This is a genomic window from Bradyrhizobium ivorense, assembly GCF_900696085.1.
Lineage (GTDB): Bacteria > Pseudomonadota > Alphaproteobacteria > Rhizobiales > Xanthobacteraceae > Bradyrhizobium > Bradyrhizobium ivorense.
Genome location: NZ_CAADFC020000007.1, coordinates 14777 through 40329 on the forward strand (window position 1 = coordinate 14777; position 25553 = coordinate 40329).

General features: G+C 64.3%; 26 protein-coding genes, 1 tRNA gene and 1 pseudogene. 12 read left to right on the top strand and 16 right to left on the bottom strand.

Going from position 1 to position 25553, the window contains the following annotated elements; genetic code table 11:
• Positions 1-80: 80 nt before the first annotated feature.
• Entirely contained in the window at positions 81-776 is a 696-nt protein-coding gene (locus tag CI41S_RS10375) for a PspA/IM30 family protein (RefSeq protein WP_139858869.1), read from the bottom strand.
• 112 nt (positions 777-888) lie between these two features.
• Here CI41S_RS10375 and CI41S_RS10380 point away from each other — a divergent pair, with 112 nt between their 5' ends.
• Positions 889-1497, top strand: coding sequence for a TetR/AcrR family transcriptional regulator (locus CI41S_RS10380; protein WP_139480784.1), 609 nt, complete (start codon positions 889-891; stop codon positions 1495-1497).
• A gap of 213 nt (positions 1498-1710) precedes the next feature.
• Complete coding sequence (locus tag CI41S_RS10385; RefSeq protein WP_229175986.1) at positions 1711-2106, top strand: hypothetical protein; 396 nt, start codon at positions 1711-1713, stop codon at positions 2104-2106.
• Positions 2107-2172: 66 nt separating this feature from the next.
• Here the strand turns inward: CI41S_RS10385 and CI41S_RS44205 are convergent.
• A pseudogene (locus CI41S_RS44205) lies at positions 2173-2280 on the bottom strand (molybdenum storage protein subunit alpha); the annotation flags it as partial.
• A gap of 322 nt (positions 2281-2602) precedes the next feature.
• Between CI41S_RS44205 and CI41S_RS10395 the strand changes: the two are divergent.
• The gene (locus CI41S_RS10395) at positions 2603-3733 is read left to right on the top strand and encodes a M15 family metallopeptidase domain-containing protein (protein WP_139858871.1); all 1131 of its coding nucleotides are present in this window, start codon (positions 2603-2605) and stop codon (positions 3731-3733) included.
• Between the two features lie 11 nt (positions 3734-3744).
• On the opposite strand, the gene CI41S_RS10400 is transcribed toward CI41S_RS10395, so the two are convergent.
• Positions 3745-4722, bottom strand: a complete 978-nt coding sequence (locus CI41S_RS10400; protein WP_139858873.1) for a zinc-dependent alcohol dehydrogenase family protein — start codon at positions 4720-4722, stop codon at positions 3745-3747.
• A gap of 125 nt (positions 4723-4847) precedes the next feature.
• On the opposite strand from CI41S_RS10400, the gene CI41S_RS10405 reads away from it, so the two are divergent.
• The 4 genes from CI41S_RS10405 (at position 4848) to ocd (ending at position 8407) form a co-directional block, all read left to right on the top strand.
• The gene (locus tag CI41S_RS10405; RefSeq protein WP_139858875.1) at positions 4848-5423 is read left to right on the top strand and encodes a TetR/AcrR family transcriptional regulator; all 576 of its coding nucleotides are present in this window, start codon (positions 4848-4850) and stop codon (positions 5421-5423) included.
• A gap of 154 nt (positions 5424-5577) precedes the next feature.
• Positions 5578-5952, top strand: a complete 375-nt coding sequence (locus CI41S_RS10410; RefSeq protein WP_229175982.1) for a hypothetical protein — start codon at positions 5578-5580, stop codon at positions 5950-5952.
• A gap of 230 nt (positions 5953-6182) precedes the next feature.
• The gene (locus CI41S_RS10415) at positions 6183-7214 is read left to right on the top strand and encodes an SAM-dependent methyltransferase (RefSeq protein ID WP_139858877.1); all 1032 of its coding nucleotides are present in this window, start codon (positions 6183-6185) and stop codon (positions 7212-7214) included.
• Positions 7215-7336: 122 nt separating this feature from the next.
• Positions 7337-8407: an ornithine cyclodeaminase gene (gene ocd, locus CI41S_RS10420; RefSeq protein ID WP_139480791.1), complete on the top strand. Its 1071-nt coding sequence runs from the start codon at positions 7337-7339 to the stop codon at positions 8405-8407.
• Between the two features lie 137 nt (positions 8408-8544).
• Here ocd and CI41S_RS10425 read toward each other — a convergent pair whose 3' ends face one another.
• The 3 genes from CI41S_RS10425 to CI41S_RS10435 all read right to left on the bottom strand — a co-directional run bounded on the left by CI41S_RS10425 (position 8545) and on the right by CI41S_RS10435 (position 11579).
• On the bottom strand, positions 8545-8958 hold the full coding sequence (locus CI41S_RS10425; protein WP_139480792.1) for a Rieske (2Fe-2S) protein: 414 nt from the start codon (positions 8956-8958) through the stop codon (positions 8545-8547).
• A 232-nt stretch (positions 8959-9190) separates the two neighbouring features.
• Positions 9191-10303 carry an amidohydrolase family protein gene (locus CI41S_RS10430; protein ID WP_139858879.1) on the bottom strand — a complete coding sequence of 371 codons (1113 nt, stop codon included), beginning with the start codon at positions 10301-10303 and terminating at the stop codon, positions 9191-9193.
• 211 nt (positions 10304-10514) lie between these two features.
• Positions 10515-11579, bottom strand: coding sequence for an amidohydrolase family protein (locus CI41S_RS10435; RefSeq protein ID WP_139480796.1), 1065 nt, complete (start codon positions 11577-11579; stop codon positions 10515-10517).
• A 1095-nt stretch (positions 11580-12674) separates the two neighbouring features.
• Here CI41S_RS10435 and rnk point away from each other — a divergent pair.
• The gene (gene rnk / locus CI41S_RS10440) at positions 12675-13097 is read left to right on the top strand and encodes a nucleoside diphosphate kinase regulator (protein ID WP_139480798.1); all 423 of its coding nucleotides are present in this window, start codon (positions 12675-12677) and stop codon (positions 13095-13097) included.
• 8 nt (positions 13098-13105) lie between these two features.
• On the opposite strand, the gene CI41S_RS10445 is transcribed toward rnk, so the two are convergent.
• From CI41S_RS10445 to CI41S_RS10455, 3 genes are all read right to left on the bottom strand, one after another.
• Entirely contained in the window at positions 13106-13300 is a 195-nt protein-coding gene (locus tag CI41S_RS10445; RefSeq protein ID WP_139480799.1) for a hypothetical protein, read from the bottom strand.
• A gap of 140 nt (positions 13301-13440) precedes the next feature.
• Positions 13441-14505 carry a ketopantoate reductase family protein gene (locus CI41S_RS10450; RefSeq protein WP_139858881.1) on the bottom strand — a complete coding sequence of 355 codons (1065 nt, stop codon included), beginning with the start codon at positions 14503-14505 and terminating at the stop codon, positions 13441-13443.
• A gap of 177 nt (positions 14506-14682) precedes the next feature.
• Positions 14683-15612, bottom strand: a complete 930-nt coding sequence (locus tag CI41S_RS10455) for a LysR substrate-binding domain-containing protein (protein ID WP_139858883.1) — start codon at positions 15610-15612, stop codon at positions 14683-14685.
• A gap of 68 nt (positions 15613-15680) precedes the next feature.
• Here CI41S_RS10455 and CI41S_RS10460 point away from each other — a divergent pair, with 68 nt between their 5' ends.
• On the top strand, positions 15681-16298 hold the full coding sequence (locus CI41S_RS10460; protein ID WP_139858885.1) for a GNAT family N-acetyltransferase: 618 nt from the start codon (positions 15681-15683) through the stop codon (positions 16296-16298).
• A 58-nt stretch (positions 16299-16356) separates the two neighbouring features.
• Here the strand turns inward: CI41S_RS10460 and CI41S_RS10465 are convergent, their stop codons facing one another.
• Positions 16357-16692 carry a GYD domain-containing protein gene (locus tag CI41S_RS10465; RefSeq protein WP_139858887.1) on the bottom strand — a complete coding sequence of 112 codons (336 nt, stop codon included), beginning with the start codon at positions 16690-16692 and terminating at the stop codon, positions 16357-16359.
• A 256-nt stretch (positions 16693-16948) separates the two neighbouring features.
• The gene (locus tag CI41S_RS10470; protein ID WP_244626468.1) at positions 16949-18691 is read right to left on the bottom strand and encodes a peptidoglycan-binding protein; all 1743 of its coding nucleotides are present in this window, start codon (positions 18689-18691) and stop codon (positions 16949-16951) included.
• Positions 18692-19031: 340 nt separating this feature from the next.
• Between CI41S_RS10470 and CI41S_RS10475 the strand changes: the two genes are divergently transcribed.
• A complete protein-coding gene (locus CI41S_RS10475; RefSeq protein WP_139858889.1) occupies positions 19032-19466 on the top strand; it encodes a hypothetical protein in 435 nt (144 codons plus the stop codon).
• 120 nt (positions 19467-19586) lie between these two features.
• Here the strand turns inward: CI41S_RS10475 and CI41S_RS10480 are convergent, their stop codons facing one another.
• From CI41S_RS10480 to cpdR, 5 genes are all read right to left on the bottom strand, one after another.
• Complete coding sequence (locus CI41S_RS10480; protein ID WP_139480809.1) at positions 19587-20030, bottom strand: hypothetical protein; 444 nt, start codon at positions 20028-20030, stop codon at positions 19587-19589.
• A 964-nt stretch (positions 20031-20994) separates the two neighbouring features.
• Positions 20995-21228: a hypothetical protein gene (locus CI41S_RS10485; RefSeq protein ID WP_139858891.1), complete on the bottom strand. Its 234-nt coding sequence runs from the start codon at positions 21226-21228 to the stop codon at positions 20995-20997.
• Positions 21229-21253: 25 nt separating this feature from the next.
• Positions 21254-21547: a hypothetical protein gene (locus CI41S_RS10490; RefSeq protein WP_139858893.1), complete on the bottom strand. Its 294-nt coding sequence runs from the start codon at positions 21545-21547 to the stop codon at positions 21254-21256.
• Between the two features lie 896 nt (positions 21548-22443).
• A tRNA-Val gene (locus tag CI41S_RS10500) sits at positions 22444-22518 on the bottom strand.
• A gap of 80 nt (positions 22519-22598) precedes the next feature.
• Positions 22599-22958: a cell cycle two-component system response regulator CpdR gene (gene cpdR / locus CI41S_RS10505; RefSeq protein ID WP_066502958.1), complete on the bottom strand. Its 360-nt coding sequence runs from the start codon at positions 22956-22958 to the stop codon at positions 22599-22601.
• A gap of 306 nt (positions 22959-23264) precedes the next feature.
• On the opposite strand from cpdR, the gene CI41S_RS10510 reads away from it, so the two are divergent.
• Together CI41S_RS10510 and hisN are read left to right on the top strand one after the other, a co-directional pair.
• Complete coding sequence (locus tag CI41S_RS10510) at positions 23265-24152, top strand: N-formylglutamate amidohydrolase (protein ID WP_139858895.1); 888 nt, start codon at positions 23265-23267, stop codon at positions 24150-24152.
• 594 nt (positions 24153-24746) lie between these two features.
• On the top strand, positions 24747-25526 hold the full coding sequence (gene hisN, locus CI41S_RS10515; protein WP_139858897.1) for a histidinol-phosphatase: 780 nt from the start codon (positions 24747-24749) through the stop codon (positions 25524-25526).
• Positions 25527-25553 lie beyond the last annotated feature (27 nt).

Consider the following 25553-nt stretch of genomic DNA (forward strand, 5'->3'; position numbering starts at 1 on the left):
TGATGTGACGAGGTTTGCAATTGGCTAAGGTTCAGGCTTGGTTTCAGACTTGGTTTCAGCTTTGGCTTCAGGCTTGGAGTTCAGGCAGCGGGCGGGCGCTTGGCTTTCAGCCGCGCCAGCACGTCGTCGGCGGTGGATTTCATCCGCGGGCCAAAGCCCTGCTCGGCGAGCTTTTCGGCGGTGGCGAGCGGGCCCGACGCGGCGTCGATCTCGATCAGCGCCTCGTCGGCGGCCTGGGCTTCGATCTGCCGGTCGCGCAGCCGCTTCAGCGTCGCTTCGGCTTCCGGCAGCGTCGATTCGTAGGGACGCGCCGCCTCGATGCCGCTGCGGCGCAGCGAGCGCACCGCCTCGGAGGCGCGAGCGAGGCGCCGGCCACGATCGAGCTCGGCGATCCGCGCCTCGGCGCTGGCGACATGGCGCTTCAGGCGGGTGATCTCCGAGGCGAACAGCGTGCGCGCGGTCATCGCGGCGTCGCGCTCGGCTTCGAGATTGGCGATCGCCTGCGCGGCTTCGCGGGCGAGGTCTTCGCGGCCGCCCTCGATCGCCGCGGTGGCGCGGACTTCGAGATCGGCGATCCGGGCGTTGGTGGTCTCGAGCCGGCGGCCTTCCTGCTGGTCGCTGGCGATCGCCAGGGCCAGCGTCCGCTTGGAGCGGTCGACGGCCGCCGCGGCGTCGCGCATCTGCTGGTCGAGGATGACCAGGGCTGTCCGGTCTTCCAGTTCCTCGCCCGCCGCCGCCACGCTGCCGCGGAAAAGTGTCAAAACGGTTTTGAACATTTGGTCTCTCCCTGTTATGAGCATCGCTCATGATTCACTTGTACCACATAATGAGCATTGCTCAAGAATTATTTGAGCGACGCTCACGGTTGTGGTTAACGATGGGTAAACAATGTCCAAAGCATTGGAACGACGAGCAAAACTCCGCGAAGCGCTGATCGAGGCGGCGGAACGGGCGATTGCGACAAAGGGTCTCGGCGGGCTGAAGACCCGCGAACTGGCCCAGGAAATCGGCGTCGCCAATGGCGGCGTCTACAATCTGGTCGAGGACGTCGACGAGCTGATCCTGCGCGTCGGCTCGCGCACGCTGGCGCGGCTGGATGCCTCGCTGTCGCTGGCCGAGATCGGCGCCGCGGCCGCGCCGCGCGAGATGCTGGTGCGGATCGCGGTCGCCTATTGCGACTTCGCCGCCGACAATCTCGAACTGTGGCGCGCCCTGTTCGAGCACCGCATGCAGCCGGGCAAGCCGGTGCCGGAATGGGCGATATCCGAGCAGATGGAATTGTTCCGTCACATCTACAAACCGCTCGCCGTGCTGTTTCCGCAGCGCTCGCCGACCCAGCTGGGCGTCACCGCGCGCAGCCTGTTCTCCGCCGTGCACGGCATGGTCGCGCTCGGGCTGGAGCAGAAGCTGATCGCGGTGCCGCTCGGCGCGCTGCGCAGCGAGATCGCGACCCTGACCCGCGCAATGGTCGACGGGCTCACGGCGAAGAAGGAGTAAGTCCGCCCTCGCCTTGCCGCCTACATTGCATACAAGCCAGATCGCAGCCTCTCGCCCGGCATTGCGCGATCGCCCATTCGAACATCTGCTGGCTACAAGCTGACGCTGTAACATCGCGTCCGCTGCGGCTGTGCGCGGATCGAAGCCCTTGCCTGCGCTGCGCATGCGTTGCAAGATTTTCCTGACGAACGCATCTCGGTCAGTGAGTCCTGCATGAACAAGAAGATGACGACGCGGCTGCTCAACGTCACCGCTCTGGTGCTTGCCGCGACCGCCGCGGGCATCGTGCCGGCGTCTTCGGCGCCGGCCGCGCCGCAATGCTCGATGTCGGTCACGCTGGCGGATTGGGGCGAGAATTCGAGCGGTGATATCGACGTCGCATCGGGCGAGAGTTGCCAGATCCCGATTCAGATCCGCGGCAAGGTCACCGACTCGGCGATCGCGCAGAAGCCGTCCTACGGCAAGCTGAAAAAGATCAACGCGTCGACGTTCGAGTACAGGGCGAAGGCCAAGTACAAGGGCAACGATACGTTTGCCATCAAGGCGACGGGGCAGGGGCCGAAGGCGTCCGGCACTTCGGTCATCACCGTGCGCGCGACGATCAAGTAATCGATTTCGTCACGGCTCTGTCGCGCGCCGGACCAACGCGGCGCGCGCCCGTCCACCACCGCGCGCTCAGGCGGCGCGCGCGCCGGTGTGAATGATCGACCCGACGTGCTGCCCGCGCAGCGCCGCGGTGAGCCGGCCGGGAATTGGCCCGCTCACCACCTGCATGCGTGGTAGAGAGATGGATCGCGAGCTGGCCCGCCATCACAAGCACCTCGAGCTCCGCTCGCCGTGTTTGCTATATCACCGCGCCTGCCCGTAGAAACCCGGTCTCCACGACGGTTCGCGGAGGCCCGCATCCGAAGTTCCGTGCTGGCGATAAGCCGGACGGATCTCAAGACGCAATGGCCGCGGGTTGCTTTCGGGCAACATCTTTGGAAAACATAGGACAGTTCGCGTTTTTCGCCCTTGTCCGTCCATATCCTGAACCGACAATCGGCAGTGTCGCATGCTTGGCTGTGCAGTCGGGCTCCGGGGGGAGCCCTTGGAGGCTGGCTTGATGAACTCGCGGCGAATGGGAACGGCGGCGTTGTGCCGAACGATGGTTCTCCCGGCCTGGATCGCGGCGTGGCTCGCATCCGGTTCCGCCGGCGTCGCGCTCGCCGGCGCGCCTCTCGCCGACCACCCCGCACCCGTGACCGTCGCCGCCACCGCGCCTGATGCGGCAGCTGCGACCGAGATCGGCAACGCAGCGCAAGCCGACACAGGAGACGCCAGCAGCCCGGCGCCTGTGACCATCACCGTCACGACGACGGCGGACCGGGCCGAAGCGATCGTCGAGGCGGCACTTGGCGATCCGGCGGAGGTGTTGCCGGCTGACACATCGCCGGTCCGGGATCCGGCCGCAACCGCGCCGCGCAGCTCCGTGCCGGCGGTCGACACTGTCGAAGTTCTCGACGAATGCTGGGTCGTGGAAGCCTGCGTCGACCGCTATCTGTGGGCGCTCTATCAACGCGCGCCCAAGGAGGACACCATCAAGGTGCCGGAACGGCGGGCGGTGACGATCAAGAAGAAACGCAAGACCGTGACCGTGATGCGGACCTTCACCAGGCTGGTCGACGAGGATTTCGGATGGAAGGATCCGAAGGCCGCCAAACGCATCGGCATGCCCATGGCGGACTATGTGATCGGCGGCATGGATCGCAGCTTCAAGCTAAAGCTGTTTCGCGCGCTGCTCGCCGCCGAGCAGGCCGGACTGTCACCGGGCATCACCAGCGCGTTCCGCGACGACTACCGCCAGTCGATCGCAAGCGGCCTCGCGGCGGCGAGCAACAGATCCTTTCACGGCGGCAGCCTGCGCGGCGGCTATGGCCATGGGCTCGCGGCCGACGTGGTCAGCGTCGATGGCGCGACGCGCGACGATCGATGGGCCTCCTCGGCGAAACTCTGGCGATGGATCGATGCCCACGGCCGGGAGTTCGGCATCGGACGCCCCTATCTCGGCAGGGATCCGGCGCACTTCGCGCCGATGGACGGCAAGGAATACACCGCGCGCCGCGGCTCCGGTGGGACCAAGACTCGCGTCGCACTCGCCGCGAAGAAGCACGGCCGGGACCATGGCAAAGCGAAGCGCCCGGACATTGCAAAGCCAGTCAAGCCGAGAACGATTCGGACCGCGCGCCGGACCTGATCGCGCCAAGCCTAGTTCGGCGTAAAGATCACCTTGCCCTTGAACGCTGAGGCTTTGGCGATCGCTTCCGAGAATCCCTCGAGGCCGTAGCTTCCCACGACTGGCGCGCTGATCGCACCCGATGCGACCATCGGGACGAGATGGCCATACATCGTCGCCATCGCGTCATCCGTCGCGGTCTTGTACCAATGGCCGAGCCAGAAGCCGCGCACCGAGACCTCGTTGAAGATCACGCTGAGCGGCGAGCCGGTGAACGGCTGTCCGCTCATCCCGCTGTAGATCACCACGACGCCGTGCGGCGCCAGGCACGTCATCAGGTTCAGGGTCGACGCGCCGCCGACGACGTCGAGCGCCAGCCGGATCGGCGCCTTGCCGGTTTCCTTGGCGACGCGCTTGGCGAGATCGGGGCCGTCGAGCAGGACGACATCGGCGCCCAGCGCCTTGACCTCCGCCACCACCTCCTCGCGCCGCACCACATTGACCGTCTTGATTCCCAGCGACTTTGCGATCGCGATCACGGCGCGCGCCGTCGCCGAATTGGCGCCGTTCTGGATCACCCAGCCATCGCGCGGCACTTTGACAAAATCGGTCAGCAGCAGATAAGCGGTCGCCGGATTGACCCCGACCATGGAGAGCTGCCGGACATCGGCATTGTCAGGCAGCGGCCGCTGCCAGGACGCCTTGAACTTGACGCGCTCGGTCCAGGTCGGGTGCATGGTCGGAACCAGGGTGCGGTCGCCTTCCTTCAGGTGCTTCACCTGCGCGCCCCGGGCGACGACCCGTCCGACGCCCTCGATTCCGAGCGTCGCCGGCAGCGGCGGCAGATAGCCATAGCGCCCCGCGATGATCATGAAATCCGAGTTGTTGATCGGCGCCGCCTCGACCGCGACGACGACTTCGTCGGGCCCGGGACTGCCCACATCAGGCACCTCGTTCAGCTTGACCACCTCCGCAGCACGTCCGAACGCAACGACCTGAACCGCCTTCATGACACGTCTCCCCGGTTTATTCTGTACTTGATAGTATAGAATGGAGCGACCGTCAACGAGCAGGACCGCCTTTCACAGCGAGTTGAGGGCTTCACATCCGACCCGGCAGTACATAAAACGCTGTGATGGCACGGCCGCGCAGCTTCGATCCCGATGACGTGCTGGAAATCGCCCGCCAGGTGTTCTGGCAGAAGGGTTTCCAGGCAACCTCCCTCGACGAGATTACGGCAGCGAGCGGCGTCGCAAAGCCCAGCCTCTATGCCGCGTTCGGCGACAAGAACGCGCTGTTCCTCAAGGTGCTGGACCGCTATCACGACGGCATCCTGGGCTGGGCGGAGCGCGTGCTGGTGCAGCCAGGATCAGCCCGCGACGCCATCCGGCAGTGGCTCATCGGCTTCATCCCGTATTGCTCGGGCGAAAAGGGCCAGCGCGGCTGCCTGTCGGTCAATTCCCTCACCGACGGCTCGCTCGATCAGGCCGCCGTGCGCAAGAGCATCGAGCGCTACAACAGGCGGCTCGAGGATTTGCTGCGCGCGCGGCTGCGCGCCGATCGCGCCGAATTCAGCAGGGGTTTTGACCCCGACATCACCGCGCACACCATCATGGTGGTGCATGCCGGGCTGATGGCACTCGCGCATCAGACGCCGGATTCGAAGCGGGTGAAAGCCGTCATCGACCAGGTGATGCAGTTGCTCGCCTGACCACCCAAACACCAATCGGCACGGTTCTTGCTTTTGATACTCCCGCGTTTTCTCGCGTGAACGTGATTGTATGATAAATATCATCCAATTGAAGCAGGGCAGCTCATAACCATGTCCGGACAGCATGAGACAGCACGGACAGGATAGGTATGACATGACGAATGATGGTTGGCGCGCGGCCTTGGCTGCGTTCGCGGTCATGGCTGCGTTCTTGGCGGCACTACCGATCTCCGCGATCGAACCGGCGCGCGCCCATGATCACCAGCGTCCGGAGCTGAACGCCTGGTATGAGAGCCTGCACAGCGGCAAGGGGCCGTGCTGCGACGGCAGCGATGCCAAGCACATCGACGATGCCGATTGGGACACCAAGGACGGCCACTATCGCGTGCGCCTCGAGGGCGAATGGGTCGACGTTCCCGACGATGCCGTCGTGGCAGGACCGAACCGCGCCGGCCGCACCATGGTCTGGCCCTATTATCTGGACGGTCATCCGAAGCCGCGCTGCTTCATGCCGGGCAGCATGGGCTGAACGATCCGCCGTGTCGGCGACATGCCGGCCGGCGCTGGACACCATCGCCGCGCGCGAGCGCGCGCCGAACCGCACGAGACCTCGGCGATCCTCACGGCCGCGGCGCTATGCGCTTCGCCCGACCAGACATAAAATCGTACAATTGCAGCACGTAGTATCCTTGAACACGGCTCCAGATTGCCGTGAGAATGCCCATCGCGTCGAGAGCTTTTCATCGGTCAGGAGCGGCCTTGGACTTGGTTCTGGTATTTCAATTGGCAGCGGCCATCATCCTTGCGTTGTTCGTGGCCTACATCCTTCTTCATTACGTGCTTTTCTTCCTGGTCACCCGTCCGCGAGACGCGAGCGGGATCGGCCATCAGCTGAACCAGTTCGAGCAGCAGCAACTGGTCGAGTGGGCGCCGCAGCCGAACGATTTTCTCAAGCACGATGACGAGCGACGCACCTATGACGACGTGTTCGGCACCTATCGCGACGAGGAGGCGAACTACAGCACCTGTGTGTTTCCCCGGACGCCATTCTCGCACCCCTACGAGGCCGAATACGTTCTGCTGAAGCCGAAGGACGGGATGCGGTTCCTGGATCTCGGCTGCGGGTCCGGTGCGGCGGCGGCATATCTCGCCAGCCGGCGCAATATCGAAGTCACCTGCGTGACCAATTCGCCGGTGCAGGCCGAGATCTGCCGGCGGAAATTTGCCAGGCTTGGCGGACGCGGCGAGGTGATCGTCACGGACTTCGACAGCCTCGATCTGCCGAACGAAAGTTTCGATGCCATCTATTCGTTCGAGTCGATCGGGTACAGCAAGGATCTCGACGCCTGGCTGGCGCGCTGCTGGCGAATGCTCAAGCCGGGCGGCCGGCTGCTGATCCGCACCCCGGGCGCGCTGGATCATTGCCGCCGCAAGGAGGACTATCAGAGCGTCACCGCGTTCTTCGACAACTGGCGCTACAATTTCGTCGGCGCCAACCTTCTGGTCCACAAGCTGCGCCCGCTCGGCTTCAGCCCGATCCGTTACCGGCGTTTGCCATTCTGGGCCTGGGGCCTGACCTGGAATTTCATTCAACACCTTCTGCTGTGGAAGTTCCGGCTGAAGATGCGCACCTTCGTGGAGCTGGAACGGATCATCTGGCGCACCTCGAAGACCTTCGTGTTCGGCAATCCCTACAGCACGGTGCTGGCCACCAAGCCCAAGACAAGACGCGAGCCGGCACGGCTCAACGAAGCATCCTCGCACGCCCATCAGCCTCCCGGCGCGCCCTGACACCGCGACGGTCACGGTATTGTTGCGCGCCGCCACCGAAGCGATTGCGCGGCCACAAGCGGACTCTACTGCCGGCCGAATCTGGTCTACGCTGACAAATCAGCTTCCCGCGGGAGGGTGAAATGCCGTCGCCTGGTCCAGGTCCATTGAGCCTCGTGCCGTTCGTCAGCGTCGCCGACATGATGGCGCTGGTGAACGGGATCGGCGCGGAGCGCTTCCTGGTCGAACTGGCCGCCTATATCGAGGCCGACTTCCGCCGCTGGCACATGTTCGAGAAGACGCCGCGCCTTGCGACGCATTCGAAGGAGGGCGTGATCGAGCTGATGCCGACCAGCGACGGCGTCGAGTTCGGCTTCAAGTTCGTCAACGGCCATCCGCTCAACACCCGCGACGGCCGCCAGACCGTGACGGCGTTCGGCATGCTGGCCAATGTCCGCGACGGCTATCCGGTGCTGCTGTCGGAGATGACCATCCTGACCGCGCTGCGCACCGCTGCGACCTCGGCGCTGGCGGCAAAATACCTCGCGCCGAAGGGCAGCCGGACCATGGCCGTGATCGGCAACGGCGCGCAATGCGAATTCCAGGTGCTCGCCATTCGCGCGCTGTGCGGCATCGACACCGTCCGCCTCTACGACATCGACGCGCGCGCAACAGAGAAGGCGGCGCACAATCTCGCCGGCAGCGGAATTTCCGTCGTCGCCTGCGCCTCCAGCCAGGAGGCCGTCGAGCAGGCCGACATCATCACCACCTGCACCGCGGACAAACGCAATGCCACCATTCTGACCGACAACATGATCGGGTCAGGCGTTCACATCAACGCCATCGGCGGCGACTGTCCGGGCAAGACCGAACTGCATCGCGATATCCTGCTGCGCTCCGATATCTTTGTCGAATACGAGCCGCAGACCCGCGGCGAGGGCGAAATCCAGCAGCTCGATCCTGGCCATGCCGTCACCGAGCTCTGGCAGGTGATCGCGGGTCAGGCCGCCGGCCGGCGCGATGCCGGACAAATCACGATCTTCGACAGCGTGGGGTTCGCCATCGAGGACTTTTCCGCCCTGCGCTGCGTCCGCGATCAGCTCGCCCGCATCGGACAGCCGAGCAAGCTCGATCTGCTTGCCGATCCCGATGATCCGCGCGATCTCTTTGGCATGCTGCGGCGCGCGGCCCAGACCGCCGGCGCTGCGGAGTAGAGGTTCGCGCCTAAAGCGCGATGAGATTGGGTTGAATCATCATCGCGCTTTAGCTCTTTTGTTTGAGCATAATCTCCGCGCAAACGCTTCGCGTTTGTCGCGAGGGAAAATCGCTTCACACTTTTCCGGATCATGCTTTACACCTCGACGATGACGTAATTGTCCTCGATGTGCACCGGGAAGGTCTCGGCCACATAGGGGCCCTTTTGCAGCTCGGCGCCGCTTTCGACCGCGACCGGATAGGAGCGGATCCTGAACCGGTTCGGATCGAACCAGGACTGGCCGTTGCGGATGTCGAACTCCCAGCCGTGCCACGGACAGCGCAGCATCTCGCCGACCCGGTCGCGCTGGTAGATGCCGGGCTCCGGCGAAGTCAGGCGCGCCACGCAAGCCGCCTTCTCCAGCGGCGCGCCCTCATGCGGACAGCGATTGAGCAGCGCGAAGAACTCGCCATTGACGTGGAACACGACGATGTCGCGGCCCTCGAGGCCGAACACCTTGTTGCCGCCGGCCGGGATCTCACTGGTGCGCGCGACGATGTGACGGGCCATTGGAATCCTAGAGCGAAGTGAGATGAGGTCGGGCGGCGACGGGACTGCGCTCCCTCTCCCCCTTCTTAGGGGGAGAGGGTTGGGGTGAGGGGCTCTTGCCGCAAAGATTGTGAGAGATGGATTCGCGGAGGTTCCCCCTCACCCGGAATGCATCTGGCGATGCATTCCGGCCTCTCCCCGCAGGCGGGGAGAGGTGAAGGGTCTGCTCGAGTCGAAGTAGCGTCATCTTGTCCTAGAACTTGTAAACCGCGCGGGCGTTGCTGTTGAAAATCTTGCGCCGCTCGGCTTCGGTCAGCGGCGTCTTGAAGGCGTAGCGCGCGTCGTCGTAGTCCCAGTGCGGATAGTCCGAGGAGAACAGCAAACGGTCGATGCCGACCCATTCGATCAGCTGGCGCAGATGCTTTGCTTCGTCGGGCTCGTCGATCGGCTGGGTCGTGAACCAGAAATGCTGCTTCACATATTCGCTCGGCTTGTGCTTGAGATGCGGCACCTCGCTGCGGAAGCGCTCGAAGTGCTGGTCCATTCGCCACATCGTCGCGGGGATCCAGCCAAAACCGCCCTCGATGAACACGATCTTCAGTTTTGGAAAGCGCTCCGGCACGCCTTCCAGCACCAGGCTGGTGAGGTTCGAGGCCACCGTGTGCGCGTTGGACTGATGCTCCTCGCAGTAATAGGACGGCCAGCCGCCACCGGTCGGCGCGTGGCCGCCGTAGCCGCCGACATGGATGCCGAGCGGCAAATCGAGCGCCTGCGCGCGTTCGTAGATCGGCCAGTAGCGGCGGCGGCCGAGCGGCTCGTTGGCGCGCGGCGAGACGTTGATCTGGATGTACTCGCCGGTCCTGGCGCAGCGCTCGATCTCGGCAAGTCCGAGGTCCGAACCATCCTGCCCGACCAGGATCGAGGCCTTCAGGCGCGGATCGCGATGCGCCCAGAATGCCAACTGCCAGTCGTTGATGGCGCGCTGGATCGCGGCGCCGAATTCCAGATTCTGCTGCGAGAAGATGAAGAGGTCGAGCACCTGCAGAATGCCGAACTCGACGTCGAACGGATCGAGATGCTGCTTGCGCATGAAATCGAGATCGGAGCCCGGCACGCCGCCGGTCGGCGGCCAGGCATCGCGCCGCGCGATCAGCGGCGAGGAGCGCGGATACGGCGTGGTGCCGATATAGGGCGTGCGCAGATGGCTGCCGTAGTCCTTCAGATGCTGCTGCCAGCGCTTTGGCAAGAACTCGTTGAGGTCGCTGTGCGAGTAGATGCTCGGATGAATGTCGCAGTCGATGATGCGCAGCCGCGTCGCGGCGGTCTTCTCTTGGTCGAGCATCGGGCGGTCGATGACGTCACTCATGCGATTCTCCTTGAATAGAATCGGTGCGGCCGTCACCTCTCCCCATCGGGGAGAGGTCGGATTGCATCGCCAGATGCAATCCGGGTGAGGGCCTTGCGGTCCCTCGTGAGACCTGTGCCCCCTCACCCGGCGCTGCGCGCCGACCTCTCCCCGCTGGGGAGAGGTGGAGCACCGCCGATGCGGCAACAATTCGATCAGTGAGTATCATGTCTCACGAATCCAGCTTCAGACGCGGAAATGTCTCTAACGGATTATCCTCGCACATCCGCCTGACCAGACTGTCAGGCAGGTGAGGCGGAATCGGATCGTCGCCGTCGAACTGCCAGTGCGGATAGTCCGACGCGAACAGGAACATTTTTTCCGAGCCGATCTGGTCGATGATGTCGGCGACGCTGGTCGCATCCTGCGGCGCGTCGAACGGCTGCATGGTGACGCGGAAATGATCGCGGATGATCGCGGCCGGCTCGCGCTCGACCCAGGGCACCTCGACGCGCACGCCGCGCCAGGTCTTGTTGGCGCGCCACATGAAGGCGGGCAGCCAGCTGACGCCCGACTCCATCAGCACCACCGTGAGGCCCGGATATTTTCCGAACACGCCTTCATAGATCAGGCTCAATATCTGCGCCTGAAACGCCTGCGCCTCGGCGAGATAATATTCGTAGCGATAGGACGGCCAGCCGATCGAGCTCGGCGCGCCGCGGTAGGCGCTGCCGGCGTGGATCGCGAGCGGCAGCTGGTATTTTTCCGCGGCTTGATAGATCGGCCAGAAGTGCCGCCGCCCGAGCAGCGTCTCGCCTTGCGAGGGCACCAGCACCGAGACGAAACGGTTGTCGCCGGCGCGGCGCTCGATCTCCTCGACCGCGAGGTCCGGCGCCTGGATCGGCACCACGATCGAGGCGCGCAGCCGCTTGTCTTTGGCCAGCCATTCCGCCGCGATCCAGTCGTTGATCGCCTTGCAAAAATCCGCCGCCATGTAGGAATCGAACACCGCCTGCGCGCCATAGACGACGTTGCAGATCGCATGGCTGGCGCCGAGCTGGTCGAACGCGCCGCGCTGCACCATGGCGAGATCGCTGCCGGGCTTGCGGCCATCGGCAGGCCGCCAGTCGGCGCGGCCCGACAGCGGCATCGACGGCGGATAGGAATTGAGGTCGAGCCCGTCGATGGCGCGGCTCACCACCTGCTCCTTCCAGTGATCGCTCAGATAGGGCAGCAGCGTGGTGCGCGTTCCCCCCACCGCGGGATGGATATCGCAGTCGATGCGCGTGGCCGCCATGGCGTTCCTCGAACTCTAAGCCTTGGTCGCTCAAGTCTTGTTGCTTGTTGGCGGCGTTGCCGCCGCGACACGGACTGTGACGCCGATGGCGCGATCATGCAAGCCGCCCAGCGCGGGTCCGCCCTGCCCTGGGAGCACATCGCCGGCTTCACGCGATCTTGCGGGATTGCATGTGAATGATGTCACGATGTCGGGCTGTGCGCAGTGTTAGCGCTTCCGCGTCACGGAAAGGGCGCGGCGCCAATTGCAGCTTCGAGCCGAGGAATTGGTGGCGACCTCCGTTGCTGATCTCACAAAGCACAAGCGCAACACCCAACCCGTCACCCTGAGAGCTTGTGAAGCTTCGTCATCTACCGTTGTCATCGCCCGGCCTGTGCGCAATTGCGCACATGGACCGGGCGATCCAGTACGCCGCGGCCTCTCGCTTCTATCACCGGCGTCTCTGGAATACTGGATCACCCGGTCAAGCCGGGTGATGACACCGAGCAAGCTGAGCAAACCACACCGTCACCCCCGCGCAAAGGCTCGCCTTTGTCGCTGGAGGAGCGCGCGCTTGCGCGCGTCTCGAAGGGTCGACGGCCCGCCTCCCTCCGCACGGCAACAGCCGGGCCGATTCATCCTTCGAGACGCGGCCAAGAGGCCGCTCCTCCAGCGACAAAGGCGAAGCCTTTGCGCGGGGATGACGGGTTTGGGTTGTTCGCTTGCAAAGAGGAAGAGCAGACTCATTTCTCCATCGACTCGCGATTGACAGTCAAATCCATCCCTCCGCACTATCCCTCTCCCGCGCTGTCATGCGCGGTTTCGCCGCAATGGCGATGACGGCGGCAGCGGCTATGTTCGCCTTGTCATGATTTATGCCATGAGCATCGACACGCATATTGCGCGACTGGCGTTGCGCGCCGGACGTCTGCACGCAGGCAATTAGCCGGGCAGCGAGCACGCGCGCTGTCCGGCTCTCAATCATCGCAACATCAATCGGTTCGCGGCTTCGAGAGCGGGACGTTGAGTTCCTGCTCCTGAAAGGGCGCGGGGCTGCGGCCCCCGCCGGCCGAGCCTCCGACACGAGCCAGCAGCGGCAACAACACGGTAACGGACATGACCCAGAGCAAGCACCACGGCACATTCACTCCCGCATTACCTCCGATCATGATCGCGGCGAGCGAAGCGCTGCGTCTCGGCGCGCTGGCCGATTGCAGCATGACCCTGTTTCCGCGCGTGGCTCAGTTCCTCGCGCGCGAGACCGAGCGGGCGCAGATCGTGGCCGACGACGCCGATCTGCATGACTTGGTCCGCATGGGATCGCGGGTGCGCTACTGCGACGACGAGACCGGCGACATCCGCGAGGTCGTGCTGGTGTATCCGCACGAAGCCGACATCGCCTTGAAGCGCATCTCGGTCCTGACGCCGGTCGGCGCCGCGCTGATCGGATTGTCGGTCGGCCAGACCATCGAATTTCAGACGCCAAGCCACCAGACGCGTGCGATCAAGGTTCTGGCGGTCTCACCTGACGGCGCGTAACCCCGCGCTCACGCCGCGCGGTGGCACTGGCCCATTTCCAGGCCGTGCTGGCGGCCGCGTGCGATGCCCTCGGCGATCGCTTTGGCGACGATTTCGGCGGTGTCGGGGGGAAGCTGGTCGAGCGGTTGCCACGCGCGCATGATGTCGCGCGCGCGTTCGAGGTCGCCATAGATTCCCAGAGGAGGCAGCGGTCTGATCGGCATGGTCGTGGCTCCCGATCGCACATCTGCGCAAGCCTATCCCACTCGGATCGGCCGAGCCATGCATTCGGCTGCCGCATTTTCACGTCGCGCCGTCCGCCGACGCATGGCGAGGGCGCCTGCCCTCGCCACCAACGCCCGCGTCACTCCGCGCCGGAGCCGCCCTGCACGATTTTCTCGTTCAGCTTCAGGTCGACGGTCTCGACCGTGCGGTCGATCTCGGCGCTGGGCTTGCCGAGCTGATGCGAGATCAGTTTGACCAGCAGGTCGACGCGCTCGATGAAGGGCGCGCCGGCGGCGACCGCGCGGGCGGCCGATGACGGCTTCAGCAAGCTTTCCGCCGCCTTGGCGTATTTCGCGAACGGCACCTGGTCGGCGGGATCGGCGCCGAGCTGCCGCGCCAGCGCGTCGACATGGTCGTAGATCGCCTGCGAGCGCTTGAGGTCGCCGTGCACGGCGTCGCGGATCGACTGCGGCTCTGATGGCGTGATGCAGCGGTAGTTGCCGGTCAGCAGCATCGACCATTTCGCCAGCGGCACGAACAGCGAAGAGAACACTTTCAGCTTCACCGGAACGTCCTGGCCGTCCAGCGTCACCGCGTCGATATCGGCCTCGAGCTCGCGCAGCACCTTGTTGTGCTTGTCGTCGGCGAAGGCGGAGGCCTTGAAGTTGGTCGGCAGGCCGACATGCAGCACGTTGGCCTTCTCCTCCGGCGGACGGAACGCCTGCGGATCGGGCGAGCACAGCGTGACGAGGCCCGGCTCGAAACGCTCCCACACTTGCGCGTTGGTGTAAGCCTCCTCGAGGTCCATGCCGGCGAGCGCGGGGATCCGCTTCAGGTAGGGCAGCGGCGGCATGTTCATGATCGACAGGCACGGCAGCTTCGCCGCCGCGATCTTGACCATCAGCACGCGCACCGTGTGGTTGGTGTATTGCGGCTCCTGCATCGCAAGGCCGACCATGTCGTAGCGCGACACGTCGACATCGGCGGGGGTCACGGCGTCGAGCTTGCCCGGCAGGTCGCGCGAGAAGATCGAGCGATGGTTCGGCTCGTCGCGCAGCTTGATGCGCACCTCGGTGCCGTCGCGGTTGATCAGCTCCGCGGTGTTCTTGCGGCAGACCAGGGAGACGTTGTGCCCCGCCATCAGCAGCTTCGTCCCCAGCAACGAGCCGTACGAGGCCCCAAGGATCAGAATATTGCGCGCCATGCTCTCTCTTTCAAAACCCTGCTTGAATGTCCAACGCCCGTCCCGGGCCGGAGGTCCGCGGGAAACGCCGGAGGCCCCGGCCGTGGTATACCAGTGTCTATCGCAGTTCGGCAGGCCCGACAATCGCGCGGACAAGGCCCTCCCCGATCGGCCGCGAGCCTGATTTTACAATTGGAATCAAGCCGTTGCGCGGGCGGTCTTCCTGTATTCGGCGGTTTCGGCGCGCAGCAGCTCGCAGAATTGCAGCGCCAGGCGGCTGCGCGGCCGCTGCGACGGAAACAGCAGCACGGTGGTGATCTCGAGCCGCGGCGTGAACGGCTTCAGCACGATCCGGGCGCTGGCAAAATCCCGCGCCACCACCGGATCGACGATCGAGAAACCCAGCCCCTGCGCGACCAGGGCGCAGCGCTGCATACTGTACTGGATCTCGGCGACCGTTCGCACCTCGACATTGGCATCTTCCAAGGCGCGTTCGAGGCGCAGCCGGTGCGGCGCGCCGGGCGCGGGCGCAATCATGGTCTCGCCATGCAGATCCTTCGGCGCGATCGATCGCTTGGCGCGCAGGCGGTGCTGACGCGGCAGCACGCAGACCGCATCCGTCGTCATCAGCAGTTCGTCGTCGACGGCGGTGAAGCCGGCCTGCGGCCGCGCCAGCCCGACATCGCATTGGCCGGACGCGACCAGGCTCCACACCCGTTCCGGACTGTGCACGGCGACCGACAGCATGATGCCGGGATTCTTGCGCGAGAAACTGCTGACGATCCGCGGCATCAGCGAATAGGTGAACGCCGGAAGGCAGGCGATCCGCAGCGTGCCGCTGCCGCGCTCGCGAATGCCGCGCGCGGCACGCGCCAGATAGTCGAGCCCGACCTGGTTGCGCTCGACCTCCTGCAGGAAGATCTCGCCCTCGACCGTCAGCGTAACGCCGCCCCGGCCGCGCTCGAACAGCGCGAAACCGATCTCGCGCTCCAGCCGCGCGATCGCACGGCTGACGAAGGGCTGGCCGATCCGCAGGCTCAGCGCGGCCTTGGTGATTCCGTTGTGGCGCACGACCTCGCGAAACAGGTCGACGTGCCTTGGATTCAGGGATCTTGGGTTCAGGGACATGACCAATCTGCATATGAACTGCCGATCCGGTCATTTGACGGCATGCACACAGGATGCGTCAATACGGCATGCAGACCTCGAACCGCGAAACCAACTTCGCCACCGACCGCATCCTGCTCGCCAAGATCACCGGCGCGGCGCCTGCGCGCGCGAAGCTGCTCGGCGAGACCGACCGTCTTCGGCAGCTCGATCGCGGCGGCTCCGGCCGGGCAGTGGCCGCGCGCCTCGCAGCGACGCTGAGCCGGGCGGCAACGACGGCCGCGTTCGCGCTCGAGGACGTTAGATCGGGCGAGTTGCTCGGCCTCACCGCGTTCGCGACCGTCGAGCCGGAGGAGAAGCGCGCGACGCTGGCGCCGATCTGGTGCATCGGACAATTGGACGAGGCGCTGCTGGTCAGCCATGTCGCGCATCTCATGACGCGCTATGCGTTCGAGGTACTCGCCGTCGAGCGGGCGGAGGTGCATCTGGACTGGCGGCTGCGGCGTAGCCTCGATCTCTACACCAGCCTCGGCTTCCGCTGCGAAGGCCGGCTTCGCGCCTGGTTCGCGGCCGACGAGGGCGCATCCGCCGATGCGGCCGTTCTCAGCGTGATCAGCTCCGAATGGCCCGCGATCGCCGACCGGCAGCGCAGGGTGCTCGCCAGCGAAGATTGGCGCGGCCGGCTTCCGTCCGACCGTCCGCCATAGCTGAAAGGCCGCCGCTCAATGATCCGAGCGGCGGCCTCGCGCATGAGTTCAGATGAGATCAGCTTCCAGGCGGGCTGTAGCTTGGACGCATCTTGGCTGCGTTCTGGCGGACCTGCTTGATCTCGTCCTGCGTGAACAGTCTCATCAGCTTGACGTTCTGCATGGTGCCGGCGGCGACGGTGAGGCCGGAAATCGCCGGAGCCGCACTCGGATCAGGCACGTCGAAAATCACCAGGACGCCCGGGCCGTCGGTCGCCGTGCTGTACATCGAGACGAGCTTGCCGCCCGCGCTCTCGATGAGTTTTCTTGCCGCCTCCTGGCGGTTCGTCGTCGGGTTTTCCAGGATCGCGTTGAGAGCACGTGGCGTGTATTGTCCAGTCATACAGAAATGCATGAATGCCTCCATCTGAGGTTTGAAATAACTTTCACGTGCCGTTCCGAACCAGTCGTCACGGGCGCCGCGTCTGAAATGTCACAAGAAAGTTGCCCGCCGTGGGCATAAAGGCCGCCTATGACTCCCGGGAATCTCGGCACATCCCGGTGGCGGCTCGCTTGCACGATACATCAGCCGGCGATGAGGCGGAAGAGGACTTCACGATCGTCTCGCTCAAAGAAGAGAGCCCCGCTTGGTAGCGGGGCTCTTGCATGGGTTAGTATTTTCTGTCGCTTGCACCCTGACCGGAGTTTTGCGCCGGCGTCTGTGCACCTTGTTGTGCGTTGTGGCCCGAGCTTGACGATGACGGACCGCTGCTCTGGCCGTGTCCGGACTGCGTATTCCGATCCGCATTCGGCTGGTTGCCGCTCCGGCCGACGGTGGACTGGTTCTGCGGAGCAGACTGTCCGGTCGTATTCGACTGCGGCGCGTTATCCCGAGCGGATGGCTGGGGTCCGGCCTGACCGGTGGTTGACTGGTTCTGCGGCGGGTTCGCCCGATCATTCGTTTGTCCCGTCGTGCTCTGTCCAGTCGTGTTCTGCTGCTGGCTGCCGCTGCGGCCGACCGTCGACTGTCCCTGCGACGCGCCGCCACCGATCCGATCCGACAGACCCAGCGCGGTCACGGTGCGCGTATCGACGCTGCCGCTTGTCGCGATGCCCTCCCGGCGCTGGAACGTGATCAATGCCTCGCGGGTCCGGGAATCGAACACACCGGTAACCTCGCCGACCAGCAGGCCGCGATCGATCAGCACCTCCTGCACCTCACGGATCTGCTCCGGGCTCAGGTCCATCGCGTAGCTACCACTGCCGCCGCGGCGATGGCTGTAGTGCGTACGCGGTCCAACCGGGACCACGTCGACAACCCGGCGGCTGCGGTCGAGGAACACGACCTCATCCTCGACGATGAAGAAGCTGTCGTCGCGATAATACGGGAACGCCTCGATCAGCGCCGGGAAAGCGGCGACCGACACGACATGGAAATTCCTCGGCACCACCACGCCGCGGTTAACCGCGAAGTTGATCGAGCTGACGTTGACGCGCGGCGCGTTGCGCGCCGACAGCACCGAGCGCTGGATCGTGCTCTGCTGTTGCGCCGTCACGGTGCGCCCGGCTTCGCTCTGCACCGTCGTGTTCGACTGGGTCTGAGCAGTGGCGCCAGACTGGCTCTGCGCCTGACCGGTGGTCTGCCCGGGCTCCGTGCGGCCTTGCGCGGTGCCGGACTGCGGTGCGGCCGCGCCCGTCGTCTGGCCGGGTCTGGTGTTCTGACCGGTCGTCGTGCTCGCGCCGCCCTTGCCCTGCCCCGTCGTGGTGCTCTCGTTCAGCCTTGCGGCGCCGCTGCGGTTCTGCGGCTGCTGCTGCTGCTGGGTTTGCCGCGAAGCGGCGCTACCGCGTTCGCGGGATTCGGTCTGGCCGGTCTGCTCGCGCTCGCGTCGGCTCTGTCCAACGGTCTGATCCTGTCGCGCGCGATCACGCTGGCTCTGCCGCTCGCCGCTCTGCTCCGCGCGGCCGCTCTGCTCGACGCGGCTGCGTTCGCGGGCCTGTCCGGTGGTCTGGCCGCGCATGCCCTCGCTGCGCTCGGCCGCGCCACCGCGCCCCATCCGCTCGGTCTGGCCCTGAACGCGACCTTGGGCCTGACCTTGTGCCTGGCCTTGGGCTGGACCCTGGACCCGGGCGCCTTCGCTCGCGCCGTGGCCACGTCCCTCCGTCATGCCGCCGCCGCGCGCCGCACCGGACGGACCTCCATGCATTTCGCCGCCGGAGCGGCCTGCAGACGGGCCTCCTGACGATCCGCGCTCGCCGCCGCCGGCTCCCGCTCCGGCGCCGATGCTTGCGCCGCCACCGGCGCCAGCACCACCGCCGCCGCCTTCCCGCATGCCTTGTGCCGATGCGAGACCGACGCCGGCCAGCAACACCGCTGTCGTCAACAGAAATCTGTTTTTCATCATCTTGCTCTGCATTACTGATTCCCTCCTCTATCTCGCGATCCGCCTGCAAAAGCAGACGCCACAGACTGGCGCTGCTTCAGCCGGAGCCGCGCTCCACAAACCCCGATCATTGTCGCGGCAAGGTGTGCGCGCGAGTCACCCGGTGAACCTGCCCTGTGAGGAAAACAACGGTGCCTCGGCGGCCGTTCCTAACGACGCGCGCGCGAGTCGATGCAATTGCCGGAGAACCGGAACCGTCACGTGGGAACATGCGCGTGTTCCCCACGCTCCAAAAGTCGGAACGCCGCAATAGGCACCAACGCCGCATTGTCCCGTTGACGCGTTGCGACAATCGCCCGCTAAGGAGGACTTTATGAAGACAGCACTTGTTCTAGCGACAGCCGGCGCGCTCAGTCTTGGCGCAGTGGCTGCCCCGGCACCCGCTGAAGCGCGCGGCGGATTCGGTCGTGCGCTCGCGGGTGGATTAATCGCCGGCGCCGTCGTCGGCGGGCTCGCCTCGTCAGCCTACGCCTGGGGTCCCGGGTACGGTGGCTACTCCGGTCCCGGCTACGGCGGCTACGACGGCTACGGACCCGTGTACTATGATGCACCCGGAGCCTACGGCGCCTATGCCTACGATGACGTCTACGACGTCGCGCCATATCGTTGGGGCGGATACACCACGACGTACGATAGTGGATACAGCCCGGCCTATTACGGTTACGGCTATCGCCGCGTGGTTCGCCCGGCATACGCCTATTACGGCGGCTACCCGCGTTGGCACCATCGCTGGCATCGTTACTGGTAAGATCGGGCAGAAGCCCGCCGAAGCGCATGCGGGCTTCTGCTCAACGAGTTCGGCATCGCCCTCAGTATCGGCCCGCGGATCGCTGCCTTGCCCGCCGGCACAAATCTCGCGCGGCCCGCTTCACCCGATCGAGAGGGCGCGTTGCCTGATTTGCTCGAGCCATGCGGCGAAGCGGGGATGTTTCGCAAATCTGCCTTCCAGCGTCGCCAATTCCTGCTGGAAGACCGGCAGCAACAGCACGCGTTCGATGTCGGGCTCCCTGATCCGCCAAATCGCAGGCGGAATGAAGCCATGGACCTTGAGCTCATAGAGCTCGAAGATCGAGTAGATCACCTCATGCACGGTTCGGCGTTCGTCCAGCGTCATCTCCGTCTCGGCCGGAACGCCGGCATCCAGGAATGCCGCCATCGGCAATTTGCGCCGCAGATCGGAAATGCGGTCGGAGTAGCGGAGAAAGATGTCGGCGCCCAGCCGCCGGTTGTTGGTGTACAGCGCCATGTAGATCGCCGTGATGCCGACCATGATGGTCCCGAGCGTCATGAACTTGAGAATATGATCGAGCACCGCAAGGCCTCCTTCCCCATCGCCAGACCGCACGAGACATTGTGCGCGTCCCGGGCCGCCCGACTCAATGCCGCAGGCACGCCCCGATTGTCGAGACGCGGAGCGCCGGTTGACTCCCAAGCCTTGGTGCAGACGGGACCGGGCGCCCCACGACGCGGCAGGCCCGGACTCCCTGTTGGATGCTGGATCGACGAACGGCTTCCACGGAAGTCCGAGAGACGCGGACGCGCCCGATGTGCGGATTGGGATGCCGCCAAGCCGTCTTCTACCGGATGCCGGATGTGAACTGGTTCACAAAAATGCAGTGAAATGGCTGCTAGAGCATTACGCGCTGGGGGATTTCAGGGGCCCAGCAGCAGGGCGCCGCCGGGACACGATATTTCGAGCCCGACGGCGTAGCTTTTTCAGGGGGCGATTTGTCCTGGTCCCGGCTGCGGGCTTTCCGCCGCGTGTGCGCAGCCATGCAATCACCCGCCCGGATTCGTCTCGGCTAGGCGGCTCCCGACCGCAAGGAGGATTTGCGACCTTGCGATCGGGACAGGCGATGCGACTTCGAGCGCTTCGACGCACTGCGTTTTCGCGACTTCGCGCGCCGCACCCGCTCGAAGGTATTCAATAGATCCTTGATGGTCTTGAACCTGAGAACCGAAGGCTCGTTCTGCCGAACGATCGTAGCCTTGCGGCGCTCGACTGGAGGCAGCAACATCGCTCGGGCGACTGCATGCCGCAACTTCATGGAGCCATGATTTGTGAGTTCAACAAGCTCTTCCGGGTTTGCTCTCATTGTGACTCCTTACGCCGGCAAAAGCCCTCCCTCCGGAAGAACGTCGAGCACCGACTGGAGTTTCTCAGTGCACGCAGTTGGCCGACCGGATTCGTCGATCGAGTTTCTCGAGTCTCTCGACCGACTTTCTTTCTGCTGGTGGAGCTCAAATCCGGAACCGGAGGAACTGAACGGTGTCCCTCAAGCAGCGCGTTCCCGGTTGGACTGCTCCTCGACAGTGGTCGCGGTTTCTTCCATGCCCTTTTGATAATTGCCCGCGAACCGCTCGATGCTGTCGGCCCACATCCTCAGAAATGAGACTTGAAGCTGCATGATTGGCCTGAAGGCATTCAGGCCGATCGCCGTCGCTGCGGTCATTCGACTTTGTGCGTCGCGTGCAAAATGGTTCGCGTTGGAGGCATTGTCCGCTGCCATGCTTTTCGCTCCTTCTGCTCTGGTGCTATGGCCAAAAGCTGCCTGTCGAGTTGCGAACTGGTGACGCCAAGCGCTCGGCCAGAGCCTGATCTGCCGCAGCTCTTGCATCTCGGTCGTCGTGCAATTCGTCCAGCTTTCTCAAGTAAGCGACGGCCGCGATTTGCAAGTGACCGAAATCATGTTCGCCGGCATCGCAAAGATTGCTGAGATAGCGATGCAGGGCGGAGCGCCGATTATCGATCTCGCTGACGCCGCTGTGGTGCAGCATGTAGGTCCGCCAAGCGAACGCACATGCGCCTTCTATGGCGTGAGATTTCATGGGCACCTCCCGAAGGCCAGAGAAAGACTGACGAGCGATTTCGTTCCGCAAATTTCTCGGGCGGATCGTTGTTCCGCGGGCGGCGTCAATTGATCGTCCGCAGGAACGTCAGGGGGCTTCGAACCGTTGAGATTCACCACGGCAGGGCTCTGACAAGAGGAACAGAGCTATGAAGCGTGAACGGATAGATTCCGTCGACCGGAACCTCGTGGAAGACATCGAGCGCCTCCGAAGAGAGGCTCGCGGCACCCCGCCTGGAGTGCATCGTGATGGACTGCTTCGCCAGGTGAAGCAGGCCGAGGCGATACTCCGGATGAGGAGGTGGGCCACTTCACCAGCTTTACAATCGCCCAAATAAACGGGAGCGCCGGCTCTCGCGTCGCCCGCCAGTCACGCAGCGCGAGATTGCTCAGAACCTTGTACGCACGGAGGCTTCGGTCAGCTTGCGACTTGGCGGCGATGCGGAAGCGGGATACGGCTCGGAAAGCAGCAAAATTAACCGGGAGAGATTCACACCGGTTATTTCGGGAACATGCATCCGCTCGGATGATCCGACAACCGGGCAGGTTATTTTCATCTCGAATTCTTACAGCCCTCGGGGCCGCCATTTTGCGGCGCAGGAATTCTCGGCCCCGGCATCAACCTCCAAGGGTGCTGGGGCCGTTTCTTTCGATGCAATCAGGTTCAGTGGAATTTTGCGCCGCCCGACCTCGATCGTCCCGGCAGACGGCAGACGAAAAATCGCCTGAAGATCAGACGGCCGGAGAATCTGAGAAGTCGGCTGCGCCACGGGGATCAGTCGGCCTGGCTTGCCGAGCCAAAGCTCGCGGCCGCAAGCCCGCCTGCGCCCGTTGGGCTTCGGCGCGGCATCCTTCGCACGCTGCGCGAGCGAAGGATGGTGGGTGCGACAGGGATCGAACCTGTGACCCCTACCATGTCAAGGTAGTGCTCTCCCGCTGAGCTACGCACCCAAAGCGATGTTTGGATCGGGTCCCTATAACGGACCCGGACGGGGCAGGCAAGGACGCAAAGTCGTTAAATCGGGGCCGAATCAGGCCGCCAGCAGCTTATTCACTTCGCTGACCAGCTCCCGCAGGTGCACCGGCTTGGCCAGCACCTTGGCGTTCTTCGGCGCTTCCGAGTCGGAATTCAGCGCCACCGCGGCAAAGCCGGTGATGAACATGATCTTGATGTCGGGGTCGAGTTCCGAAGCACGGCGCGCCAGCTCGATGCCGTCCATCTCGGGCATCACGATGTCGGTGAGCAGCATCTCGAACGGCTCCTCGCGCAGCCGCTGATAGGCCGACATGCCGTTGTCGTGCGGCGACACCTTGAATCCGGCGTTTTCCAGCGCCTTGACCAGGAAGCGGCGCATATCGTTGTCGTCTTCGGCGAGAAGGATTTTCGGCATGGCAGGAATCGTCGAATCCGGCTTTGAGAATCTGTCCGAACACTAAGCCCGACAGACGGTAAATTTCGGGTGAAATTTGCGCCGGGCGATGGCCGCGGAGCGGAAGCTAGTTGTGGACCGAACGGTGCATCGAATCAACCGCCTGGCGCATTTTCCGCTCTTAAGACGCGTTCCAGCAGCTGGCCACGCTCTTTTCACTTGGCAGAATGGCCGCGATTACCGACAATGCCTGCCCATAAATCTCCGCTTTTCCGGCCGAATCAAATTCTTTCCGGACAGGCGGACGCAAGGGACGGCGCCAAGGGAATGACCGAATTTGCTGGCGAGTTGTCGCCCCCGTTCGAGATCGTCGAGCCGCAGGTCTGGCGCGCCCCGATCATCTTCAATTCCCCGCATTCGGGCTCGGCCTATCCGGCCGAATTCCTCGATGCGTCGCGGATCGATCTCGCCGCGCTGCGCCGCTCCGAAGATTCCTTCATGGACGAGTTGATCGCTGATCTCAGCGATCGCGGCTTTCCGACGGTGCGGGTCAACTTTCCGCGCTCCTATGTCGACGTCAACCGCGAGCCCTACGAGCTCGACCCGCGGATGTTCACCGGACGGCTGCCGAGCTTCGCCAACACCCGCTCGATGCGGGTGGCCGGCGGCCTCGGCACCATCCCGCGCGTGGTCGGCGACGGCCAGGAGATCTATCGCGAGCGGCTCGAGGTCGACGAGGCGCTGCGGCGGATCGAGGTGCTCTACAAGCCGTATCACCGCGCGCTGCGCCGGCTGATCAACAAGGCGCACCAGGCGTTCGGCGCCGTGGTCGTGGTCGACTGCCACTCGATGCCGTCGGTCGGCGTGTCGCGCGACGAGCCGCGCCGGCCCGACATCGTGATCGGCGACCGCTACGGCACGAGCTGCGCGGCGCTGCTCCCCGACCTCGTCGAGGAGGTCTTGAGCTCGCTCGGCTATTCGATCGGCCGCAACAAGCCCTATGCCGGCGGCTTCATCACCGAGCATTACGGCAACCCGGCGAGCGGCCTGCACACCGTGCAGATCGAGCTCAACCGCGCGGTCTATATGGATGAGCGCCGCCGCGAGCGCGGGCCGCGCTTCGCCCAGATGGCCGCCGACTTCGCGACGCTGGCCGATGCGCTCGCCAAAATACCGTTCGGCGATCTCGGCCCGTTCCAGGCCGCAGCGGAGTAAGCTCCTCGATCGCCCCCCGGTGCGCAATTGCGCACCTGAGGGCACGACGAAGTCGTGAACCGGGAATCCATTTGGCGGCTTCGCCGATGGCGAAAATGAAATCTGCATTCACACGCGCAGTGGCGCGGACAAGAAAAAAGGGCCGCTTGAATGAACAAGCGGCCCAAGTCTAGGGAGGAAACGCCCAAGGAGGGCAGCGATAGCGCGAGGCGCTACCGCACCGCAACAATATGCGACCGCGCTGCACAAAACGCAAGAACTTTCGAAACATTTCCTCTGCAATGTTGGCCCGGCTGACGATTCTGCAACAGGCCGGTTAAATGCAATTTTCCCATTATTTTTCAATTAGATATTTGATCGTACACAAATGATCAGCGCTTGGCGCATAGCTTGTATACCAGAATTCGCAACTTCGTGAACGGTACCGGGACGGTTGCGAACGTTCGAAACGAACCCGATTCGAAAGTCCGGAACCGTCATCAGAATGGGATAACGCTCCGTTAATCGTGCGCAGCACGCCGGATTGAGCTAGGCAAGAGTGCTGTTTCCACTGCGCGTCGCGCATTGCCAAAGACCTGTCGTGAAGGATCCGCCGTGACGGTCATCGACTTCAAAGCCTTCATCGGCCGCCTCGCGACCGCATCCGGCGAAACCATCCTGCCGTTCTTCCGGACCTCGCTTTCGATCGAAAACAAGAGTTCCAGCGATTTCGATCCGGTCACCGAGGCCGACCGCGCCGCCGAGGCGGTGATGCGGCGGCTGATCAAGTCGAGCTTCCCCCAGCACGGCATCGTCGGCGAGGAATTCGGCAACGAGCGCGAGGACGCCGATTATGTCTGGGTGCTCGATCCAATCGACGGCACAAAGTCCTTCATCGCCGGCTTTCCGATCTGGGGCACGCTGATCGCACTGCTGCACAAAGGTACGCCGGTATTCGGCATGATGCACCAGCCCTACATCGGCGAGCGCTTCTCCGGCGACAACGGCTCGGCGCATTATTCCGGCCCGTCGGGCGAGCGGCGGCTGCAGGTGCGGCGCTGCGCCACGCTGAAGGAAGCGACCGCCTACACCACGAGCCCGCTGTTGATGAATGTGGCCGACCGCGCCTGCTTCACCCGCATCGAGCATGTCGCAAAGCTGACCCGCTATGGCGGCGACTGCTACTCCTATTGCATGCTCGCGGCCGGCCATCTCGACCTCGTGGTCGAGACCGAGTTGAAACCCTACGATATTGCCGGCCTGATCCCGATCATCACCGGCGCCGGCGGCATCGTCACCACCTGGGACGGCAAGCCGGCGCAGCGCGGCGGCCGCATCATCGCGGCCGGCGATCCGAGGGTCCACGAAGCGGCGATGAAGCTGCTCAACGCCTGATTTTGCCGGTTGCCGCGCAATCGATCC